Origin of the sequence: Pseudoalteromonas luteoviolacea H33-S (assembly GCF_001625695.1) — a bacterium.
In the GTDB taxonomy this organism is placed as follows: domain Bacteria; phylum Pseudomonadota; class Gammaproteobacteria; order Enterobacterales; family Alteromonadaceae; genus Pseudoalteromonas; species Pseudoalteromonas luteoviolacea_B.
Window position 1 is genome coordinate 1 of the sequence record NZ_AUXY01000089.1, and the last position, 19,989, is coordinate 19,989.

A 19,989-nucleotide genomic window follows, 5' to 3' on the forward strand; every position below is an offset into this window, starting at 1 on the left:
TCATAGTTTGCTCTAAATTGTTCGCTGGAGCGCGACGGGTCGCGTCTAACGTTTTAGCAGCTGAGCTAATGCTGCTTCATAGTTTTGTCTTAACAAAACCCGCTCAAAAAAACTTGCTCTTAGCCTTAAGAGCTTGTCGTTTCAAGCGGGGCAGGATTCTACAAGATACAAAATGCTTTGCAAGCTTTTTTTATAAATTGAAGAATTTTTCTTGATAAACCTTCAACTCCATAATGGAGTCTTTGATATCGTCCAATGCTAAATGCGAGCTTTTCTTCTTGATATCATTTAAAAGTTCAGGTCGCCAACGCCTTGCAAGCTCTTTAATCGTGCTCACGTCAAGGTTGCGATAATGGAAGTATGCCTCAAGTTCTGGCATATACTTGTGAAGAAAACGACGGTCCTGCCCGATAGAATTACCACACATAGGCGATTTACCCGGTGGCACCCACTGCTTCAAGAAGTCGAGTGTTTGTGCTATCGCGTCAGCTTCGCTAAACGTACTCGCTTTACAGCGCGCAGTAAGCCCCGAGCGGCCATGTTGGTTCGTACACCACTCATCCATATTATCAAGTAATTCATCACTTTGATGAATCGCAATCACTGGACCTTCAGCAAGCACATTTAAATCGCAATCTGTTATCACAGTTGCAATTTCGAGAATTTTATCTGTTTTAGGTTCTAGCCCTGTCATCTCTAGGTCGAGCCAGACCAAATTTGATTCATGAAAAGACATACACTACCTTAACGGTACTTTCCTTTAGATCCAATGCAATTAGATATATCATATTAGCTTCATCACTCGACCAAAAGCTTTTTTTTACAAAGCGGGGCATTTTTATTGAGTTATAGCCTATGAATGGCTTATACACCAATCATTCGCAATAATTCGTCTCGTGAGTTTACAGATATGGCAAAACGAAAAAAACTCAGTCATGGCCAATCCAGACGGATTAAGGCCAACCAACAGAAGCGTTTGGCTAAAGCCAAACATAATGAAACCGCTGAATTACAGTGGCAATCAGACAACCTCGGCCCCACCGAGCCGGCTATCGTTGTAAGCCGTTTTGGTCAGCATGCAGATATTGAGGTCGAAGATGGCCAAGTGCTGCGCTGTAATATCCGCCGTACCGTGAATAGTTTAGTCTGCGGTGACAACGTCATTTTCCGACGCGCGAAAGTCAGTGAGGGCGATTTAGCTGGCGTAATTGAAGCCGTTGAAGAAAGGCGCACACAGCTCACGCGTCCAGATTTTTATGACGGTGTCAAAGTCGTGGCCGCCAATATCGACCAAATTCTAATGGTCTCCGCGGTAGTGCCCGAATTCACGCCACAGATCATAGACAGATATTTGGTGGCCTGTGAAGATATGGGTATCGAGCCTATTTTACTGCTCAATAAAATTGACCTACTTGACCCTGAAGGTCTGGGATATGTCGATGAGGTACTCGATATCTATCGTGAATTGGGTTACCGCGTCTTGCTGGTCAGCAATAAATCAGGGGAAGGCATCGACGAACTCAAAGAGTTATTAAAGGACAAAAACAACATATTTGTTGGTCAATCCGGTGTCGGCAAATCTACGCTGGTTAACACGGTTTTGCCTGATGCAGATATCCTGACTCAAGAAGTATCAGAAAACAGTGGTTTAGGGCAGCACACAACCACGGTATCTAAACTTCATCACTTACCAAGCGGGGGTAACCTCATAGATAGCCCAGGGATCCGTGAGTTTGGCCTGTGGCACTTGGAAGTAGAGCGCGTGACTTGGTGCTTTAAAGAGTTCAGAGAATTCATCGGTGGTTGTCGATTTAGAGACTGTAAACACCATAACGACCCAGGCTGTTTGATCACCGAAGCTGTTGAACAGGGCAAAATCAGTGAACTACGTTTTGATAGCTATCACCGTATTTTAGAGTCAATGGCCGATGGCCGTGCAGGTGCGCGCGCACCAAGAGTTTGATACTATCCGTTACCGGTTTTAGATAATTTATATAAATAACGCCAATGGCAGCGACGGTGCACTTGGCTGAGACTTCAGGAAAATAATGTGAATTTGGATAAAATTAAAATTGCTCTGCAATATGCGCTTCCTAAACATGCAGTATCACGTTTAGTGGGTAAACTCGCTGCAGCCCAAGCTGGCGCACTGACAACTCAGTTAATCAAGCTATTCATTAAGCAATATAAAATTGATATGACCGAGGCATTGCACGAAGATCCTGCGCATTATAAGACGTTTAATGAATTTTTTACTCGCCCGCTGAAGCCAGGTATTCGTCCGTTAACCACTGAAGAGCATATCATTGCCCACCCTGTTGACGGTGCAATCAGTCAACTTGGCGATGTAGTCGATGGTCAGATCATCCAAGCAAAAGGCCATGATTACAGCTTGCAAACGCTATTAGGTGGTAACGAGCAAGATGTTGCACCTTTCCTAGGTGGTAAGTTCGCTACGATTTATTTGGCACCAAAAGATTATCACCGCATTCATATGCCAGTAGATGGCGTATTAAAAAAGATGATCTATGTACCCGGTGACCTATTTTCAGTTAATCCTCTAACGGCACAAAATGTACCCAACTTATTTGCACGCAACGAGCGAGTAGTCGCCATTTTTGATACCGACATTGGTCCATTGTCGATGGTGTTAGTGGGTGCAACCATCGTAGCAAGCATTGAAACTGTATGGGCAGGCACTGTCACACCACCAGCTGGCAAAGATGTATTTAGTTGGGATTACCCAACGACAGGGCCGCAAGCCATTAAATTGAAAAAAGGCGATGAAATGGGCCGCTTTAAGCTGGGCTCAACTGTGATTCTATCGTGGGGTGCAGACACTGCTGAATTCCTAGCGGATCAACAGCCAGAAACAGTAACAAGAATGGGCACGCCATTTGCGACCATCAATCAATAACAACTAAAAAGGCCCGCTCTGGGCCTTTTTATTATCTTCACTTGCACTTTGCACAAATGAGTTTAATTACATACCTTACATGCTGGGTCTTTCGCTAACGCAAACCGTCTTTGCATCAGCGTTAGTGCGTCAATGCTGACAAAAAAACTCTCCCCTTGTTGCAAACCCAATATCGCATTACACACGGCTTGTGCTTGCATTGAGCCAACCATACCCAGTAACGGACTCATAACTCCAGCATTTTGACAGTTAAGCCCTTCACTGCTTTGCTCCGACTCAGGAAACAAACATGCATAACAGGCACTGTACTCGCGGTAATCAAAAAAGCCAAACTGACCACTGGTCGCCTGCGCTGCGCCCGAGATCAAAACTTTACCATTATCAAAGCAATATTGATTAAGTAAATAGCGAGTGGTGAAGTTATCACTACAATCCACCACCAAATCAACACCTTTTAATTGCGCTTCAATGTTGTCTTTAGAGAGGCGAAGATTATGCGGGTTAAGTTGAATATCATTGTTCAAACTGGCCAACACTTTTTTAGCAGCAAGACTTTTATCCTGCCCCAAGTGATTAACCTTATATAGTATCTGACGCTGAAGATTCGATAGCTCAACCTTGTCATCATCATAGAATGACAAGGTGCCAACGCCGCTGGCCGCTAAATAAAATAACACCGGGCTACCGAGTCCTCCGCAGCCAATGACTGCTACATGCGCCGCTTTGAGCTGTTTTTGACCCGTTTCTGACACTTTGTCTAACAAGATATGGCGACTGTATCTCAGCCGCTCTCTATCGCTTAATTCTTCGCTCATTGCTCGCCTATGGCCTGCTTAAGGTCGATAATCGCTTGCTCAGGTGACTGTGCCTCGGTAATCGCGCGAACCACAGCGACACTACCAACGCCCGTCGCGGCAACTTCACTGGAGCGAGCCAAATCAATACCGCCAATGGCAACTGTCGGATACACAGAGTCCATCAATGGCACAAAGTGACGCAGTTTTTCCAAGCCTTGGATCTGCCCTGTCATATCTTTTGTGGTTGTAGGATAAATTGCGCCAAAGGCCAAATAGCTTGGGCGATAGTTGTGTGCGCGTAGCATTTCGTAAAAACCATGCGTCGAAAGCCCTAACCTTAAACCAGCTTGTTTGATGGCATTTAAATTCGCGACATTTAAGTCTTCTTGGCCTAAATGCACACCGTATGCACCATGTTTTATCGCCAGTTCCCAGTGATCATTGATAAACACACGACCGCCATAAGTGCTGCCAAGCTCAATTGCTTTGGCAATATCCTGCTCAAGGGTTGGAGAGTCAGCATCTTTTATTCGTAGCTGAACTGTTTTAACGCCATTCTTTAAGCACAACTCAATCCAATCAACAGAATCCACTACCGCATATAGGCCTAGCTCGCCGTCAATGGGTGCAAACCCAGCGGCGTAGTTGTATTCATCAGGTACTAAAAATTCAAGCTCATCACCCAACCAGCTGCCAGGCTCAATCACTTGAGGGTAATCCGCAATAGACTCTGGGAAATGAGTATGTGCAACAGGCCCAATCCCCTCACCATAGCGTTTAGCCGCTTTCAGCCCTGCATTGATATAGGCTTTACCCAAAATAAAGGCATCTTTGAGCGGATAACCTTTTGCCAAACAAGCCGCAATAACCGATGACAAACTACATCCCGTACCATGTGTATGCGGTGTATTGACAGACTCATTACCCAGCCAATATTCTTCCTTTTGATACCAACAGTAATCAATGCAATATCCTTTCGGGTAATCCCAATGGCCGCCCTTAATCACCACAGACTTCACCCCAAAGGACAGCAGCTTTTGTGCCGCCTCTCGTACCGCATCAGGTCCAATTAAATAGACGCCCGTCAATAACTGCGTTTCATGGGTATTTGGCGTGATCACATCCACTAAAGGTAGTAAGTGAGTTTTTAAAGCATCTACAGTATCTTCTTCTGTGAGCGAGTCACCACTGGTCGCAATCGCCACGGGGTCGTACACAATCACAGGCGGCGTTTCCCAACGCGCCTTGTAACGTGTCAAATGCTCAGCAATCAATTGAATTTGCTGTACATTGGCCAACATTCCTATTTTTATCACCGCAGCCGGCATATCCGACTCAAGCGCCAATAGCTGCGCTTCTATGACTTCTGTTGATACCGCATTTAAAGACTCTACACCTAGGCTATTTTGTGCGGTCAATGCCGTAATAGCTGTACAGCCATGTACGCCAAAGCTGTGCATCGCTTTTAAATCTGCTTGCACACCTGCACCACCACCGGAATCAGAACCAGCAATACTCCATACAACTTTTGACACTTGGACTCCTAATTTTCTTAATTTTGATGCCAAAAAGGCATGCCCATAGTAGGCGTTGAAGGCGCTGCGACCTCTTTTTCAGGCATTGCTTGTGCAATATAGCCCATACGACCCGCTTCCACAGCATGAGAAAATGCCGCCGCCATCTTGACCGGATCGCCGGCACCTGCAACAGCACTGTTTAATAGCACGGCATCGTAACCTAATTCGAGTGCTTGGCAAGCATGTGAAGGCAGCCCAAGGCCAGCGTCCACAATCAAGGTTTGCTCAGGTAAGCGTTCACGAATGGTCTTTAAGTTATAGGTATTAATGAGCCCTTTACCTGTCCCTATCGGCGCGCCCCATGGCATAAGCACTTCACAGCCAAGATCCGCTAATCGCTGACATAACACTAAATCATCAGTGCAATAGGGTAATACTTTAAAGCCCTCTTTCAACAAGATATCCGTCGCTTCTAACAAACCAAAAGGGTCCGGCTGTAAATTATATTCATCACCAATCAGCTCCAGCTTTATCCAATCGGTATCAAAGACTTCTCGGCACATCTGCGCCAGAGTCACGACTTCTTGCACACTGTGGCAACCTGCGGTATTGGGTAGCACTTTAAGCCCAGTCTCTTTTATCAGCTGCCAAAAGTCTTCACCTGCTGAAACCGAGTTTTGTCTGCGCAATGATACAGTCACGATTTCTGCCCCCGAGCTTTGTATCGCTTGCTGCATAATTTGCGGCGAAGGGTAAAGCGCAGAGCCAATCAATAATCGACTATTAAAATACTCACCATAAATATTAAGCTGTTCAGAATGAGAGTTAATCATCTAACCCCCTTGGATAGGTGAGAGCACTTCAATGCTGTCACCTTGATTAGGCATGGTATCAGAAAGCTTCGCTGAGGGTACAAACTGCCCATTGAGCGCCACCGCAAAGGGCGGCTTTGCCCCTTTGCTGACGATGATTTGCTGCAAAGACTGTGCGCTTTCAATACGGATAGCCTCGCCATTATAAGTTAGATTCATAGTAGCCCCTTTGAAAGTGCTTGTTGTACAACAACTGGCGCAAGTAAATACCCATGTCGATATAAACCATTAATTGAGATGACATTATTCTGAACTTCGATATGCGGGTGATTATCGACGAACGCAGGCCGTAAGCCCGCATTTAAGGACATGACTCTCCCCTCAGCAAAACCACTGTGTACCGTATAGGCCGCTGATAACAACTCCAATGTAGAGCGCACGGTAATGTCATTGGCATCTTGAGATTCAATCTCAGTTGCACCGATCACATATTGATGATTTGGTTTAGGTGCAATGTAGATAGGGTAACGCGGATGCATTAAGCGCACTGGACGCTGTAAATTGACCTCTGGTGCAAATATACGCGCCACCTCACCACGCACACCGCGAAGCCCTGGCTTATCTTGCTTAGCCCCCACCCCTCGGCAATCAATGATCCAATCGAATGCTTGACCATTAACTTTATCTGCTTCGATGGTGGCAGCTTGAGTAAATTGAAAATCGACGCCACGACAGCACAGCGTCTCATAGCTGCTTGTAAAAAAAGCGGAATTATCTAATTGCCCTTCACAGGGTAAAAACAGCCCTTGGTTAAATTTGCCACCAAGTTCAGGTTCTAACGTAGCAATATCACGTTGACTCACCCGTGTTGATTGATGTTCACCCAAAGGTTTTAAACGCTGTTCGAAGCTCTGTAGATCGCCTCTATCTTGTTGGTGCGCGACGATTAAACTACCTTGCTGCTGAAAAAATACCGGTGTGTCTAGCTTTTTAAGTAAACTTGGCCACAAAGCAATGCTTTTCAAGCCTTGCTCAGCGAGTATTCGGTCACAAATCACTGATTCGGCCAAAGGCGCTAACATAGCGGCGGCCAAAGTGCCGGCACCCGTTTGCGCATCTTGCGGATCTTTTTCAAAAATGGTGAGCTGATAACGATCCATCAGCTCCAATGCCGCGACCCTGCCAACTAAGCCAAACCCGACGATAGCAACGGATGGTTTTGCTCCGTACTCTGTCATGAGAATTCCAGTTGTTATGCGCTACAGCACTAGACTGCAGCGCTATAAAGTTAAATAGCTTTGTGATAAATCTCAGAACCAGTGCTCTTAAACTCTTCTGATTTCGCTTTCATTTCAGCTTCAACATCAACCATTTTAATTTCAATCGCATCACCCACGTTATTCGGGTCAATACCACGTGCTTCTAGCTCTTTTGCATAGTCACGAACGTCTTGGGTAATTTTCATCGAACAGAACTTAGGTCCACACATTGAACAGAAATGTGCCACCTTACCAGACTCTTGTGGCAGTGTTTCATCGTGGTAAGACAAAGCTCTTTCAGGATCAAGGCTCAAGTTGAATTGATCGTGCCAGCGGAATTCAAAACGCGCTTTAGATAACGCGTTATCACGGATCTGTGCACCACGGTGACCTTTTGCCAAATCAGCAGCATGTGCAGCAATCTTATAAGTAATTAAGCCTTCTTTCACATCCTCTTTGTTCGGTAAGCCCAAATGCTCTTTTGGTGTTACGTAACACAGCATCGCTGTACCGTACCAAGCGATCTGCGCAGCACCGATACCAGAAGTGAAATGATCATAACCTGGGGCAATATCCGTTGTCAGTGGGCCAAGTGTATAGAAAGGCGCTTCATGACAGTGCTTTAATTGCTCATCCATATTCTCTTTGATCATGTGCATTGGTACGTGACCTGGGCCTTCAATAAAGACCTGTACGTCATGCTCCCACGCGATTTTTGTCAGCTCACCCAATGTGCGTAACTCAGATAACTGTGCGTCATCATTGGCATCTGCAATAGAACCTGGACGCAGACCATCACCTAATGAGAAACAGACATCATATTGCTTCATGATTTCACAGATGTCTTCGAAGTGCGTATAGAGGAAGTTTTCTTTATGGTGTGCCAGACACCACTTCGCCATAATTGAACCACCACGCGATACAATACCGGTTACACGCTTTGCCGTCATAGGCACATAGCGTAGAAGCACGCCTGCGTGAATGGTGAAGTAATCCACACCCTGCTCAGCTTGCTCAATTAAGGTATCGCGGAAAATTTCCCATGTCAGATCTTCTGCGACCCCATTTACCTTTTCAAGCGCTTGGTAAATAGGCACGGTACCAATTGGGACTGGCGAGTTACGTACTACCCACTCACGGGTTTCATGGATATAACGACCTGTAGAAAGATCCATCACGGTGTCAGCGCCCCAGCGCGTTGACCAAACTAGCTTTTCTACTTCCTCTTCAATTGATGAGGTGACCGATGAATTACCAATATTGGCATTCACCTTAACCAAAAAGTTACGACCCACAATCATAGGCTCAGATTCAGGGTGGTTGATATTGTTTGGAATAATCGCTCGACCACGTGCCACTTCTGAACGAACAAATTCAGGTGTAATAAAATCTGGGATCTCTGCTCCAAAAGACTGACCTTCATGCTGCTCTGCCAACAGCTCTTCACGAATTTTTGCACGGCCCATGTTTTCACGGATCGCAACAAATTCCATTTCAGGTGTGATAATCCCCTGACGTGCATAGTGCATTTGCGTCACGTTTTTGCCCGGCTTTGCACGGCGTATCTTAGGTAGGTTTTCAAAACGGATATGATCTAAACCTTCATCCGCCATACGTTGCTGAGAAAACTTCGAGGTTACTGAGTCTAGCAGCTCCGTATCGTCACGGTTAACGATCCAATTCTCCCTATACTTTGGCAAACCTTCACGCACGTTTAACGTAAACTCAGGATCTGTATAGGGACCAGATGTATCATACACTCGAACTGGCTCATTTTTTTCATAGATAGGTTCTTCTTCTGTGCCCCCAACAAAAGAGTCATTCAATGAGATCTCTCTCATTCCAACACGAACACCATCTTGCTCCCCATCTACATAGATTTTCTTTGAATTAGGGAAGGGTTGACCTTTAAGGTTATAGATAAATTCCGAAGCCGCTTCGCGTGACTCGCGACGTGACAACTTGCTACTGTTATTTGACATGACATGCCTCATTGTTAGTTAAGGTGTCTTGTCAGAATTCCGAAAGGAAGAGATAGGGTTCACTTATCTGTACCATATAAAAAGCATAGCTAGACAGTGATGTTGGTGGAAAAATTTATTAGCACGACACTAACAAACTTGGCAGCCTTAACATCCATACACATTGGTACAACCATCAAGGCAGCTTGTTCCCTACGCAGGCATTAACCTGATCAGGTCCACGGATCCCGCAATACAGCGATCTCAGCCCAAAAGGGCACTCCGACAAGTAACGAATTGAGACAAAGTCTACTGAATGTCACCCCATTAGTCAAAGCGACCTTCAACCAATTTAAAGTGCCATTCAAGGTCAGAACTTAAAATCAACTCACTTTGTGTATATTGCATAGGCGCCCCAATTTGGAGCATGTTTAAAAATGCATCCTCTCGCTCGTTGGTCGCTGCATCACATAGCTTTCTGGTCATACCAATATTAGATACAAATAATTGTCCGTCTTTGATTTCAGCTTGGCCAAAAAAGCGATTGCAACCAGCAAAACCATTAACACGAAAAGCATCTAAAAATTCGATACGGATGGGGTTATTTTTGACGTTCATATCATCAGATATAAACTGCCAGCTTGAATATTTGAGTGTATCTGCGTTTACCGTCCCTGTACTTGAGCATCCCATCAAAACCACACTCAACAAGCATAATAAAAAGGAATATTTCATGGTAAACCAATCGTTTGATAATCAGTGCTAATTATAACGCTTGGCAGCACAGAATAGGCAGTAAAAATATGTAATAAATTGCCTATCCTGTTAAAAATTACGAAAATAGTTGCTCTATTTCCTGAGGTAGGAACGGACGACCCCGCTCATTGACAGATGTACCTGTTACGATAGCATCCAACATCAGTTTATCATCTCGGCTTCTTAGTACTTTTTGATGGAATGCAAACTTCAGTTTACTGACTTTCTCCACTTCAACTTCGACATAAAACGCATCACCTGGGCGAAGGGAATCTTTGTAATTCATCTCAGAGCGGATCACAACCAAGTTTACTTTTTGCTCAGCTAACGCTGCGAAATCGATATTTTTATGCGCTAAAAATTCATGTCGCGCATGCTCTAAATAGTTAAAATACACACTGTTGTTCACGATCCCTTGCAGGTCACACTCATAATCTCTTACTTTAAAGTCAACTTTAAACGTCATCATTCGTCCTCAAATTAGATTGCAAAAGTTTATAACACAATTTTTCAGTCATCTGGTCGGGCTTTTGCTAAACTAGTGCGCAACTAATACGGGACATATATAAACGAATGAAATTAAAACTCTCTTTACTCACCATGGGTCTGATGGTGGCATTTTCTAGCTCAGCGAATGAAACAAACTCTATAGCAACAAATAGTATTGAAACCATTGAAGTTAGTGGAGACTTTCAGCAAGAATCTCTACAAACATTAAGTGCAAGTGCCTCTGTCTTTGGTGAAACGCAAATTACTACACGTGGCGCTAGCTACTTAGATGAAATCCTCAACAGCGCAGCCAATGTCAACTTTACTGCTGGCGCTTCTCGTGGACGCTTTGTGCAAATCCGTGGGGTTGGCCTGCGCTCACAATTTGTTGATCCAATCACACCCAGTGTGGGCGTTTTAATCGACAATATTAACTATTCTGGCCTAGGTGGCAGTGCGTTGCTATTCGATGCGGATCAAGTCGCTATTTATCGAGGTCCTCAAGGCACTAAATTTGGTGCAGACGCCATGGGCGGGATCATTGATATTCACTCAAATTCACCTGCCCAAGCGCCCAGTCTCAACCTTAAGTTAGGCGCTGCAAATTATGGCACACACGAAGCAGGCGTTGCGGTCGGTGCAGGTCTGACTGACACGATTGCCGCACGTGCCAGTATTTATCAAAAGCAATCTGATGGCTTTGTAGAGAATGTGTACTTAGACGAAGACACTCAGGATTTAGATGAAAGCATCGCAAGATTTAAACTCAACTATGCTGCGAGCGACGATTTAAAGCTAGACTTTGCCTATCACCACATTGATATTGAGAATGGCTATGATGGCTTTACTTTAGACAATACACGCCAAAGTGTTGCAAGCCAGCCCGGCCAGGATACACAACAAAGTGATGCATTCTCTTTAACCGCTGACTACACAGGTTTATCTTCTGTCGACATTGAAATACTTACTAGTGGTCTGCAAGCTGATACCGTATACAGCTATGATGAAGACTGGGTTTGTGCAGATTTAGCGCAACCGTCACTGTGTGAAGCTGGCCTTCACCCAGATCATATCGCTTACTATGGCCAATACTTTGACAAGTATGCGAGAGACCATGAGAGAGGCTCGGCCGAAGTAAGAATTAAAAGCAAAGATAGGTCTTGGGTCGTTGGTATAGTGAGTCGCAGACATGATGTCGATTTGGACCGTAATAGAGGCAAACATGGTGACTTCCCAGCACAGTTTAAATCTAACTTCGAAACACAAAACCATGCCTTATTTGCACATAAAGTCACACAGCTACAAGATGATGTCAGACTAATTACAGGTATTCGCGTTGAGTCATATTCAAGTGATTACATGGACAGCAATGCATTCGACTTAGACACAGATGATACTATGGTCGGTGGCAAGGTTGCGCTTGAGTACCAAGTTGTGCCACAAACGATGATCTATACCAGCTTAAATCGCGGTTACAAAGTAGGTGGTGTGAACGGTGAAGCACTTGCTAAAGCCAAAGATGATGGCATCACAATTCCACAATCAGGCTTCACATTCGACCCTGAGTACCTCTGGAATCTTGAGTTTGGTGTTAAAGGACAATCTGAAGACAAGCGCCATACTTTAAACCTCAGCGCATTTTATATGCATAGAGAAGACATGCAGTTAAAGCAATGGCAATTAGAAGGCGTGCAATTTGCCGGATTTATTAGCAATGCTGGCAAAGGCACAAATTATGGCCTTGAAATCGAGGGGACCAGCCAACTGCTTGATGCACTGTCACTGCAATATAGTGTTGGTTATTTAGATACCAAGATTGAGGACTTCATTACTGTGAATGGCGACGATTTTGATGGCCGCGAACAAGCACAGTCACCAAAGTATCAATATGCCTTTAGCTTTGTCTATGACGTTACCAATAACATCAGTGCACAATTAGGATTTGAAGGTAAAGATGACTACTTCTTCTCTGATAGTCATGATGCTCAAGCGCCAAACCAGAACCTGATCAATGCCAGTGTTTCATACTACAGTGAAAGCTGGAGCTTAACGGCATGGGGTCGTAACTTAGCAGATAGAGACGTACCTGTACGTGGCTTCCAATTTGGTAATGATCCGAGAAATGGCTGGGAAACGGATACGTACGTACAGTATGCAGAGCCTCGTGTATATGGCTTAACGTTTAACTATACACTTTAATAAAAAACGGCGCTTAAAGCGCCGTTTTTACTGTTATCTTTGGCTTTATTCTGGATCTGGTAAATTTCTACCGTAAAAGACTTCTTGAATTTCACGATTTAATTTATTACGGATCTCTTCTTCTTCCTCATCAGTGAGCTCATCCGTTGTAATACCGAATAGATAGGTATTCAAATCGGTTTCTTTAAGCATCATCTTAGTGTGGAACAAGTTCTCTTGATACACGTTCACGTCGACCATTTGGTAAGCGTCTTTTGTATCTTCAGTCATAAAGTTCTGAATTGAGTGAATTGGGTGATCAATATAGTGTTTTACACCATTCACATCACGGGTAAAGCCACGTACTCGGTAATCGATTGTCACCACGTCTGACTCAAGCGAGTGAATTAAAAAATTCAGCGCTTTAAGCGGAGAAATAATGCCACAGGTAGACACTTCAATGTCCGCTCTAAACGTACAGATCCCATCGTGCGGGTGCGCTTCAGGATAAGTATGAACACAAATATGGCTTTTATCCAAATGAGCCACAACTGAATCAGGTAAAGGTCCAGGTGTTTCCTGAGAATGTGGCATCGTCCCCTCTACCGGCTCCTCAGATACCAAGATAGTCACACTGGCGCCCTGTGGGTCATAATCTTGACGAGCGATGTTCAAGACATTCGCACCAATAATATCGACAACTTCCTTCAGAATATCCGTTAAACGCTCAGCACTATACTGTTCGTCAATATATTCGATATATTCTTTTCGCTGTTGCTCAGTTTTGGCGTAGCAAATATCGTAGATACTAAAGCTTAAACTCTTTGTTAAGTTGTTAAAGCCGTGGAGTTTAATTTTATTAAAGGGCTTGTTCACGATAGACCCACCTTAAAACAAGAAAATCTGCGCTGCAGAACTAAAAGTTCGCGGATTTTATACGAAAAGTAACAGCTTAAAAAGCGTTATTTTTCTTCGCTTTGTACAACCTCGTGGGTATGCGTAATTTCCACTGCTTTTTCAAGCATTAAGGCAACTGAGCAGTACTTTTCGGCAGACAAATTAACGGCGCGAGCAAGGTGCTTTTCAGACACATTGTCACCCGTAACTACAAAGTGTAGATTGATTTTGGTGAATACTCTAGGCGCAGATTCTGCACGCTCTGCAGAAAGTTCGACTTCCACACTCTCAACAGATTGTTTTGCTTTCTTAAGAATGCTGACAACATCCACAGATGCACAACTGCCCGCCGACATTAATACCATTTCCATCGGACTAGGCGCTGCACTGTCAGCACCTGCATCAAATACCACATTATGACCAGAGTGAGAGCGGCCTAAAAATGTATCGCCACCAACCCATTTTACACTTGCTTGCATAGTACACCTTCTAAAACCAATAACACCGCCATAAGGCGGTGTTATTAAAAATATAAATCTATTCCAGCTTACTGAATGGCAGAATCAAATAAATTTTTAACCAAACCAGCAAACTCTTCGATAAACTCTTGTTGTTCTTCTGTCACACGTTGATCAACAACACTTGATAACACTTCCTGTAGGTCGTACACAATGCCATCAACTTCACGTACGATCAAGCCGCGCTGCTCGGTTGATAAGCCAGTGTGCTGTTCACACAAACGGATCACATGCTCAGCGATAACGTCTTCAATTAATTCAACGACCTTAGGTGCATTCGGCTTTACCACACCCGGCTTTTCAAACAAGGCTAAATTTTGTGTCAGATACATGACTAACTCATCATATCCTTGTTTATCTAAAACCATATATTGCCCACCTGAGTTTACCAATGACATCTCCTATTGATTTAAGCAGAAACTTGATCTGATTGCTACTTTTGAGCGACCCTGAAAAATAAAAAAAGCAGCAAATGCTGCTTTTTAAGAATAAAGCGTGAGACTTAATCTCCGCATCACAACATTGCATTTAGCCATGTTGTGAATTACCTAATGCAGGTAATTTTAATCTAATGATAGGCCTGGACTCAAGCTTCCTGGTAATGTAACTTTTTCAAGTTCAACAGAAGCAACTGGGTATGCGCAGTAATCTGCTGCATAATATGCACTTGCTCTGTGGTTACCAGATGCGCCAATACCACCAAATGGAGCAGCACTTGATGCACCCGTGATTGGACGGTTCCAGTTAACAATACCCGCACGAATACGACGTAAGAAATGGTCATAATCTGCTTCATTGTCACTTAATAGACCTGCTGATAAACCAAAGCTAGTATCATTCGCAAGCTCAATAGCCGCGTCAAAGTCAGTGTAACGGAATACTTTCAGTAGCGGACCGAAGTGCTCATCATCAGGGAAGTCTGCAACCTTAGTACATTCGATGATGCCAGGTGTAACAAAGCCAGTACCCGCTGTGTGCGTCAGCTCAAGTAAGCTCTCTGCGCCAAGGTCGATAAGTTGCTGCTGTGCTGCAACCATACCAGCCGCCGCCGCTTCAGAAATCATAGAGCCCATGAAAGGCTGATCAGCATCGTCAAAGTTACCAATCTTAATCGCTTTCGTTGCACGTAATAGCTGCGCTAGGATTGCATCGCCCTGCTCACCGTGAGGCAAAAACAATTTACGCGCACAGGTACAACGCTGACCGCTTGAGATAAATGCAGACTGGATAATATCGTGCACAACCGCTTTAGTATCTGTCACATCTTTGACGATTAATGGGTTATTACCACCCATCTCAAGCGCTAAGATTTTGCCAGGTTGACCGGCAAATTGCTCATGCAGGAAGTGACCTGTGCGAGATGACCCCGTAAAGAATAAACCATCGATGTTTTTGTGCGATGCAAGTGCTTTACCTGTATCCACTTCGCCTTGTACTAGGTTAATAACACCAGCTGGTAGGCCTGCTTTTTCCCAAAGCTTTAATGTCAGCTCAGCAACATATGGCGTTAATTCAGACGGCTTAAATACCACAGTGTTACCAGCAATAAGCGCAGGTACAATGTGACCATTAGGCAAGTGGCCAGGGAAGTTATAAGGGCCAAATACCGCAACAACACCATGTGCTTTATGGCGAATAACAGCACGACCTACAGGCATTGCATTTTCTACTACACCGGTACGCTCATTATAAGCTTTTTCTGAAATGGCAATCTTACCAACCATTGCACCTGCTTCAGTACGCGTTTCCCAAAGTGGCTTACCTGTTTCTTTGGCAATTGCGATTGCAAGCTCTTCGCTGTGCTCTTTCAAAACCTCAGCAAAACGTTTAACCACGTCTAAACGTGCTTCAACGCTCAAGTCGCTCCACAGGTAATAAGCTTCGCGTGCTGATTTTACTGCGCTATCAACCTGCTCAGCAGTTGCTGCGTTTGCTGACCAGATCTGTTCATTGTTTGCTGGGTTTACAGATGCAAACTCTGCACCTTCACCCGCTGACCATTTACCATTGATAAATTGTGCTGCATGTGTTGTCATAATTCTTTCCCGATTAAAGAGTTGCGATGCTTACAGTGTCGCCTTCAGTCACCTGAAGCGCATTTGCCAATTCAACCGAAATGGTGATTTCTTCACCACTTTGTGGTACATCAAGCTCAACTGCCGTAGCACGATAGCCTGCTAGTTTATCATTAGCAATAAGCACTGGGGAACCATTTGTCTGTACAGGTACATTTTCAGCAATACGCACCTTGAAAAACTGTGTTGCACGAATAGTACGAATATTATCGACTTTAGCTTCTACCGTTGGACCTGCATCAAAAATATCAACATACCCGTTAAACGTGAAACCTTCGCTTTTCAGCAATTCGATGGCTGGGCGTGTATTATCATGTACTTCACCAACCACGGCCTGTGCATCTTCACTTAGCAAGTTTACATAAATCGGGTATTTTGGCATCAGCTCTGCGATAAATACTTTCTGGCCAATACCCGTTAAGTAATCTGCTGTTGGGAAATCCATTGAGAAGAAATGCTCTTCCAACCACTTCCAAAATGGGCTGCTGCCATTTTCATCAGATACACCACGCATTTCTGCAATAACAGTTTCTGCAAAGCGAGATTTATGTTGATTGATAAACATAAAACGAGATTTAGATAAAAGCTTGCCATTGAAGCCCTTACGGTACTTATCTTTTAAGAATAAAGTACATAATTCTGTCGCACCGGTATAGTCATTACACAGCGTCAGAATATCCACTGCTTTGTAAACATTTAAAGTACGAGAAGAATGGATAACTTTACTTAAATGATAGTGATAAAACGCGTCATCTAATCCCACTGCAGCTTCAATTGCACTGGTTCCGACAACTTCGCCCGTTTCTGAGTCTTCAAGCACAAACAGGTAACCTTCATCAAAAGGCACATCAGTTTCTTTAGCAAAAGACGTCATAGAACGTTCAATTTTGTTTTGTAACAACTCTTCATTTAGAGGTAATGAAGTAAAACCATGCCCCGACTCTTGGGCAATGTTCAAAAGCGCTGGATAATCGCTTTTTTGGATTGGGCGAAGGATCATCATGAGCCCGCTTACTCCTCAGTAAACCTTTAGACAGGTGACGCTCTATCGAGCGTCACGTTGGTTATCGCTTGGTTTGTGCGACAACTTATGCGTTATTTTCTACAACGCGAGCAACTGCTTTTTCAAAGCGTGCCATACCTTCGCGGATGTCCGCATCAGTAATAACAAGCGATGGGGTAAAGCGCACTACGTTAGCACCAGCAACCAGTGACATAACGCCTTCTTTAACACCTTCAGTTAAGAACTCTTTTGCTTTACCAGCGTATTGCTCTGTGACAACTCCACCGATCAATAAGCCTTTACCACGAATTTCAGAGAATATGTTGTACTTGTCATTGATTGCAGTTAGTAACTCACGGAAAAGCGCTTCTTTTTCTTTTACGCCATTTAATACTTCAGGTGTATTAACTGTATCGAATGCCGCTTCTGCAACCGCACAAGCCAGTGGGTTACCACCGTATGTTGAACCATGAGTACCAATTTTAAGGTGCTGTGCAATTTCAGTTGTCGTGATCATGCCGCCGATAGGGAAACCGCCACCAAGCGCTTTTGCTGTCGTTAAGATGTCAGGTGTCACACCTAAACCTTGGTATGCATATAGCTCACCAGTACGACCAACACCCGTTTGTACTTCATCAAAAATAAGCAATGCATTGTGCTTGTCACACAACTCACGAACGCCCTTAGCAAATTCAGTCTCAGGGGAAACGATACCACCTTCACCTTGTAAAGGTTCCATCATCACAGCACAAGTCTTGTCAGAGATAAGCGCTTCGAATGCAGCTAGGTCATTATAGTCACAGTGGACAACATCCCCTGGCTTTGGACCAAAACCATCAGAGTATGCAGCTTGACCACCTACAGTAACCGTGAAGAAAGTACGGCCGTGGAAACCTTTGTTAAATGCGATAATTTGTGATTTTTCAGCGCCAAACTTATCTAGTGCCCAGCGACGAGCAAGTTTAAGTGCCGCTTCATTCGCTTCTGCACCAGAGTTTGCAAAGTAAACTTTATCTGCAAATGTTGCATCAGTTAGTTTTTTAGCCAATCTAAGTGCTGGTTCATTGGTCATGACATTTGATAAGTGCCAGATTTTTTCGCCTTGCTCTTTTAATGCAGCAACAAGCGCAGGGTGACAATGACCCAAACAGTTTACAGCGATACCACCTGCAAAATCGATGTATTCACGACCTTCTTGGTCCCAAACGCGAGAGCCTTCACCTTTCACAGGGATAACAGCAGAAGGTGAATAGTTAGGTACCATTACTTGATCGAATAATTCACGATTAATAGTCATTTTAAATCCTCATTTTAGCGAGTTCAGCACTGACACATGGGCGCTCGGAATTACAAATAATTACCTTCAGCAATACTGTAAAAGATCCGAAATTACCCAAATCGGCGCAAATTTCATACGCACATTATTCCAAAAAAATACCGGAATGTCTCATATAAAACACTCCTGTAACCCTTGATATTCAAGGATTTAATATATTCTTTCAAGAACAGTGAATAACTATTAACGTCGTGATTGGATACGCCCCCATCATACAAGGATTTTAGTCGATCCTTGGCAATGGGGCGAATGAATGAATAAGCGTGAAAAAATTTCCAGTTTTTTTACAAAATTGTCAGTTGAAGGCTTTGTAATGATGTTTTGGCCAACAATTTTTCTTCTTGAGCGGTTAGACCCAGATAAGTAAACCAATCTTTGGCTTCATCCTGCTCAATTAAATGGCTGTCTTTCAAAAGCTGATATTGTGCATAGCCATACGCTTTTCTCAGTACCTGCGTTAATGGTAGTAACTCGGATGGGTTATTATTCACATTTGGCAGATAACTTTGCGCGAATTCCGACATAGCAGCATTAAATGGCAAGTATTTAAATGACATCTGCTCAATGAGGCGCTGGGAAACCACTGGTGCGTGCTCGAGTAACAAGTTACGCAAAAATAGCGGATCTGGCCCTAACTCTAACAACGCAGTATGTAAGTCTTTTTGGCTTTTATCTCTGGCAATTTTAACTTTCCCTTGCCAAACACGCTCATAAGTTCGCAAATATAAACGTGTCAGAGCAATTTTACCCAAATCAAGTAACATACCCAGCGTAAAAGCATGTTGCTCTTTTACATCATATAGAGGTGCTAATGCTTTTGCTGCTATGGCACTGGCCATACTCACATCTCTGAGCTTTCTTTTTAGTAGTGGAAACGGCTCCGTTGAATGTGGCATCCAATGACGCACGGCAAATGTTGGGATCACCATCTGTAAATTTTCTAGACCGAGATAACGCAGCGCCAATGCTGGCGTATCCACTTTTACAGACGTCCCTTTACTGTTTACTTTGCGGTACTGAGGTAAGTTCACCAGAGAAACCAAGTCCCGGCCAAGCCATGATAAATCATTAACTAATGGCTCTAAACGCCCTACTGAGGCAGATTTAACGGCTAAAATATCTAAAACGGTTGGCACAGCATCTTGTATGCCAACCACATCAGCATAAATCGAATCTAGGTCACTTAATTGAGTTTCTATCCCACTTTCAATCACTTGATGCAGATGGTTACTCGCCTTCGCGATATATTTATGATGACTGGTGCTTTTTTCTTGACGTTTTGCAGCCGCTGCCAACTCAACTTCGAGCATAGTACGCTGTGGGATTGACTCCCCAAAGTTCATGTCAAATGTATGGATATAACCTATCTGCTGCTGTGCAAAATTATGGCTAATTAGAACGTCATGTGCACGCTGAGCGATGGCTTGAGCAATGTGCGACTGCCTAATATCTTGTGTCATCAATTATAATCTTT

The 19,989-nt window shown here is 43.9% G+C and carries 19 protein-coding genes and 1 riboswitch; of the genes, 3 read left to right on the forward strand and 16 right to left on the reverse strand.

From position 1 onward, the window contains the following. Positions 1-190: 190 nt before the first annotated feature. Entirely contained in the window at positions 191-736 is a 546-nt protein-coding gene (gene orn, locus N477_RS17880; RefSeq protein ID WP_023397748.1) for an oligoribonuclease, read from the reverse strand. 174 nt (positions 737-910) lie between these two features. Here orn and rsgA point away from each other — a divergent pair, with 174 nt between their 5' ends. Next, positions 911-1,963, forward strand: a complete 1,053-nt coding sequence (rsgA, locus tag N477_RS17885) for a small ribosomal subunit biogenesis GTPase RsgA (protein ID WP_063362877.1) — start codon at positions 911-913, stop codon at positions 1,961-1,963. 87 nt (positions 1,964-2,050) lie between these two features. After that, positions 2,051-2,917: an archaetidylserine decarboxylase gene (gene asd, locus N477_RS17890; protein ID WP_063362867.1), complete on the forward strand. Its 867-nt coding sequence runs from the start codon at positions 2,051-2,053 to the stop codon at positions 2,915-2,917. A gap of 62 nt (positions 2,918-2,979) precedes the next feature. Here the strand turns inward: asd and N477_RS17895 are convergent, their stop codons facing one another. The 8 genes from N477_RS17895 to N477_RS17930 form a co-directional block, all read right to left on the reverse strand. Beyond that, the gene (locus N477_RS17895; protein ID WP_063362866.1) at positions 2,980-3,732 is read right to left on the reverse strand and encodes a HesA/MoeB/ThiF family protein; all 753 of its coding nucleotides are present in this window, start codon (positions 3,730-3,732) and stop codon (positions 2,980-2,982) included. Beyond that, positions 3,729-5,249: a thiamine phosphate synthase gene (gene thiE, locus N477_RS17900; protein WP_063362865.1), complete on the reverse strand. Its 1,521-nt coding sequence runs from the start codon at positions 5,247-5,249 to the stop codon at positions 3,729-3,731. Before thiE ends, N477_RS17895 begins: the two co-directional genes overlap by 4 nt. Positions 5,250-5,266: 17 nt before the next feature. Then, positions 5,267-6,064, reverse strand: a complete 798-nt coding sequence (locus N477_RS17905) for a thiazole synthase (RefSeq protein WP_063362864.1) — start codon at positions 6,062-6,064, stop codon at positions 5,267-5,269. Further along, complete coding sequence (thiS, locus tag N477_RS17910) at positions 6,065-6,262, reverse strand: sulfur carrier protein ThiS (protein ID WP_039607612.1); 198 nt, start codon at positions 6,260-6,262, stop codon at positions 6,065-6,067. Further along, complete coding sequence (locus N477_RS17915; RefSeq protein ID WP_063362863.1) at positions 6,259-7,281, reverse strand: FAD-dependent oxidoreductase; 1,023 nt, start codon at positions 7,279-7,281, stop codon at positions 6,259-6,261. Before N477_RS17915 ends, thiS begins: the two co-directional genes overlap by 4 nt. A gap of 50 nt (positions 7,282-7,331) precedes the next feature. After that, positions 7,332-9,284, reverse strand: a complete 1,953-nt coding sequence (gene thiC, locus N477_RS17920; protein ID WP_063362862.1) for a phosphomethylpyrimidine synthase ThiC — start codon at positions 9,282-9,284, stop codon at positions 7,332-7,334. A gap of 172 nt (positions 9,285-9,456) precedes the next feature. Next, positions 9,457-9,558, reverse strand: a riboswitch (TPP riboswitch). Between the two features lie 32 nt (positions 9,559-9,590). Next, positions 9,591-9,998 carry an META domain-containing protein gene (locus N477_RS17925; protein ID WP_063362861.1) on the reverse strand — a complete coding sequence of 136 codons (408 nt, stop codon included), beginning with the start codon at positions 9,996-9,998 and terminating at the stop codon, positions 9,591-9,593. Between the two features lie 97 nt (positions 9,999-10,095). After that, on the reverse strand, positions 10,096-10,485 hold the full coding sequence (locus N477_RS17930; RefSeq protein WP_063362876.1) for an acyl-CoA thioesterase: 390 nt from the start codon (positions 10,483-10,485) through the stop codon (positions 10,096-10,098). 107 nt (positions 10,486-10,592) lie between these two features. On the opposite strand from N477_RS17930, the gene N477_RS17935 reads away from it, so the two are divergent. Continuing rightward, positions 10,593-12,707, forward strand: coding sequence for a TonB-dependent receptor (locus N477_RS17935; RefSeq protein ID WP_063362860.1), 2,115 nt, complete (start codon positions 10,593-10,595; stop codon positions 12,705-12,707). Between the two features lie 45 nt (positions 12,708-12,752). Here N477_RS17935 and speD read toward each other — a convergent pair whose 3' ends face one another. The 7 genes from speD to N477_RS17970 form a co-directional block, all read right to left on the reverse strand. After that, a complete protein-coding gene (speD, locus tag N477_RS17940; RefSeq protein WP_039607607.1) occupies positions 12,753-13,562 on the reverse strand; it encodes an adenosylmethionine decarboxylase in 810 nt (269 codons plus the stop codon). Between the two features lie 86 nt (positions 13,563-13,648). Continuing rightward, positions 13,649-14,062, reverse strand: a complete 414-nt coding sequence (locus N477_RS17945) for an OsmC family protein (RefSeq protein WP_063362859.1) — start codon at positions 14,060-14,062, stop codon at positions 13,649-13,651. Between the two features lie 68 nt (positions 14,063-14,130). Then, on the reverse strand, positions 14,131-14,469 hold the full coding sequence (locus tag N477_RS17950; protein ID WP_187301397.1) for a DUF3802 family protein: 339 nt from the start codon (positions 14,467-14,469) through the stop codon (positions 14,131-14,133). A gap of 195 nt (positions 14,470-14,664) precedes the next feature. Further along, the gene (astD, locus tag N477_RS17955; RefSeq protein WP_063362858.1) at positions 14,665-16,137 is read right to left on the reverse strand and encodes a succinylglutamate-semialdehyde dehydrogenase; all 1,473 of its coding nucleotides are present in this window, start codon (positions 16,135-16,137) and stop codon (positions 14,665-14,667) included. 13 nt (positions 16,138-16,150) lie between these two features. Further along, complete coding sequence (gene astA / locus N477_RS17960; protein WP_063362857.1) at positions 16,151-17,179, reverse strand: arginine N-succinyltransferase; 1,029 nt, start codon at positions 17,177-17,179, stop codon at positions 16,151-16,153. Positions 17,180-17,264: 85 nt separating this feature from the next. Continuing rightward, positions 17,265-18,476 carry an aspartate aminotransferase family protein gene (locus N477_RS17965; protein ID WP_063362856.1) on the reverse strand — a complete coding sequence of 404 codons (1,212 nt, stop codon included), beginning with the start codon at positions 18,474-18,476 and terminating at the stop codon, positions 17,265-17,267. Positions 18,477-18,799: 323 nt separating this feature from the next. Further along, positions 18,800-19,975 (reverse strand): HDOD domain-containing protein, encoded by a 1,176-nt coding sequence (locus tag N477_RS17970; RefSeq protein ID WP_063362855.1) that lies wholly within the window; start codon positions 19,973-19,975, stop codon positions 18,800-18,802. Positions 19,976-19,989 lie beyond the last annotated feature (14 nt).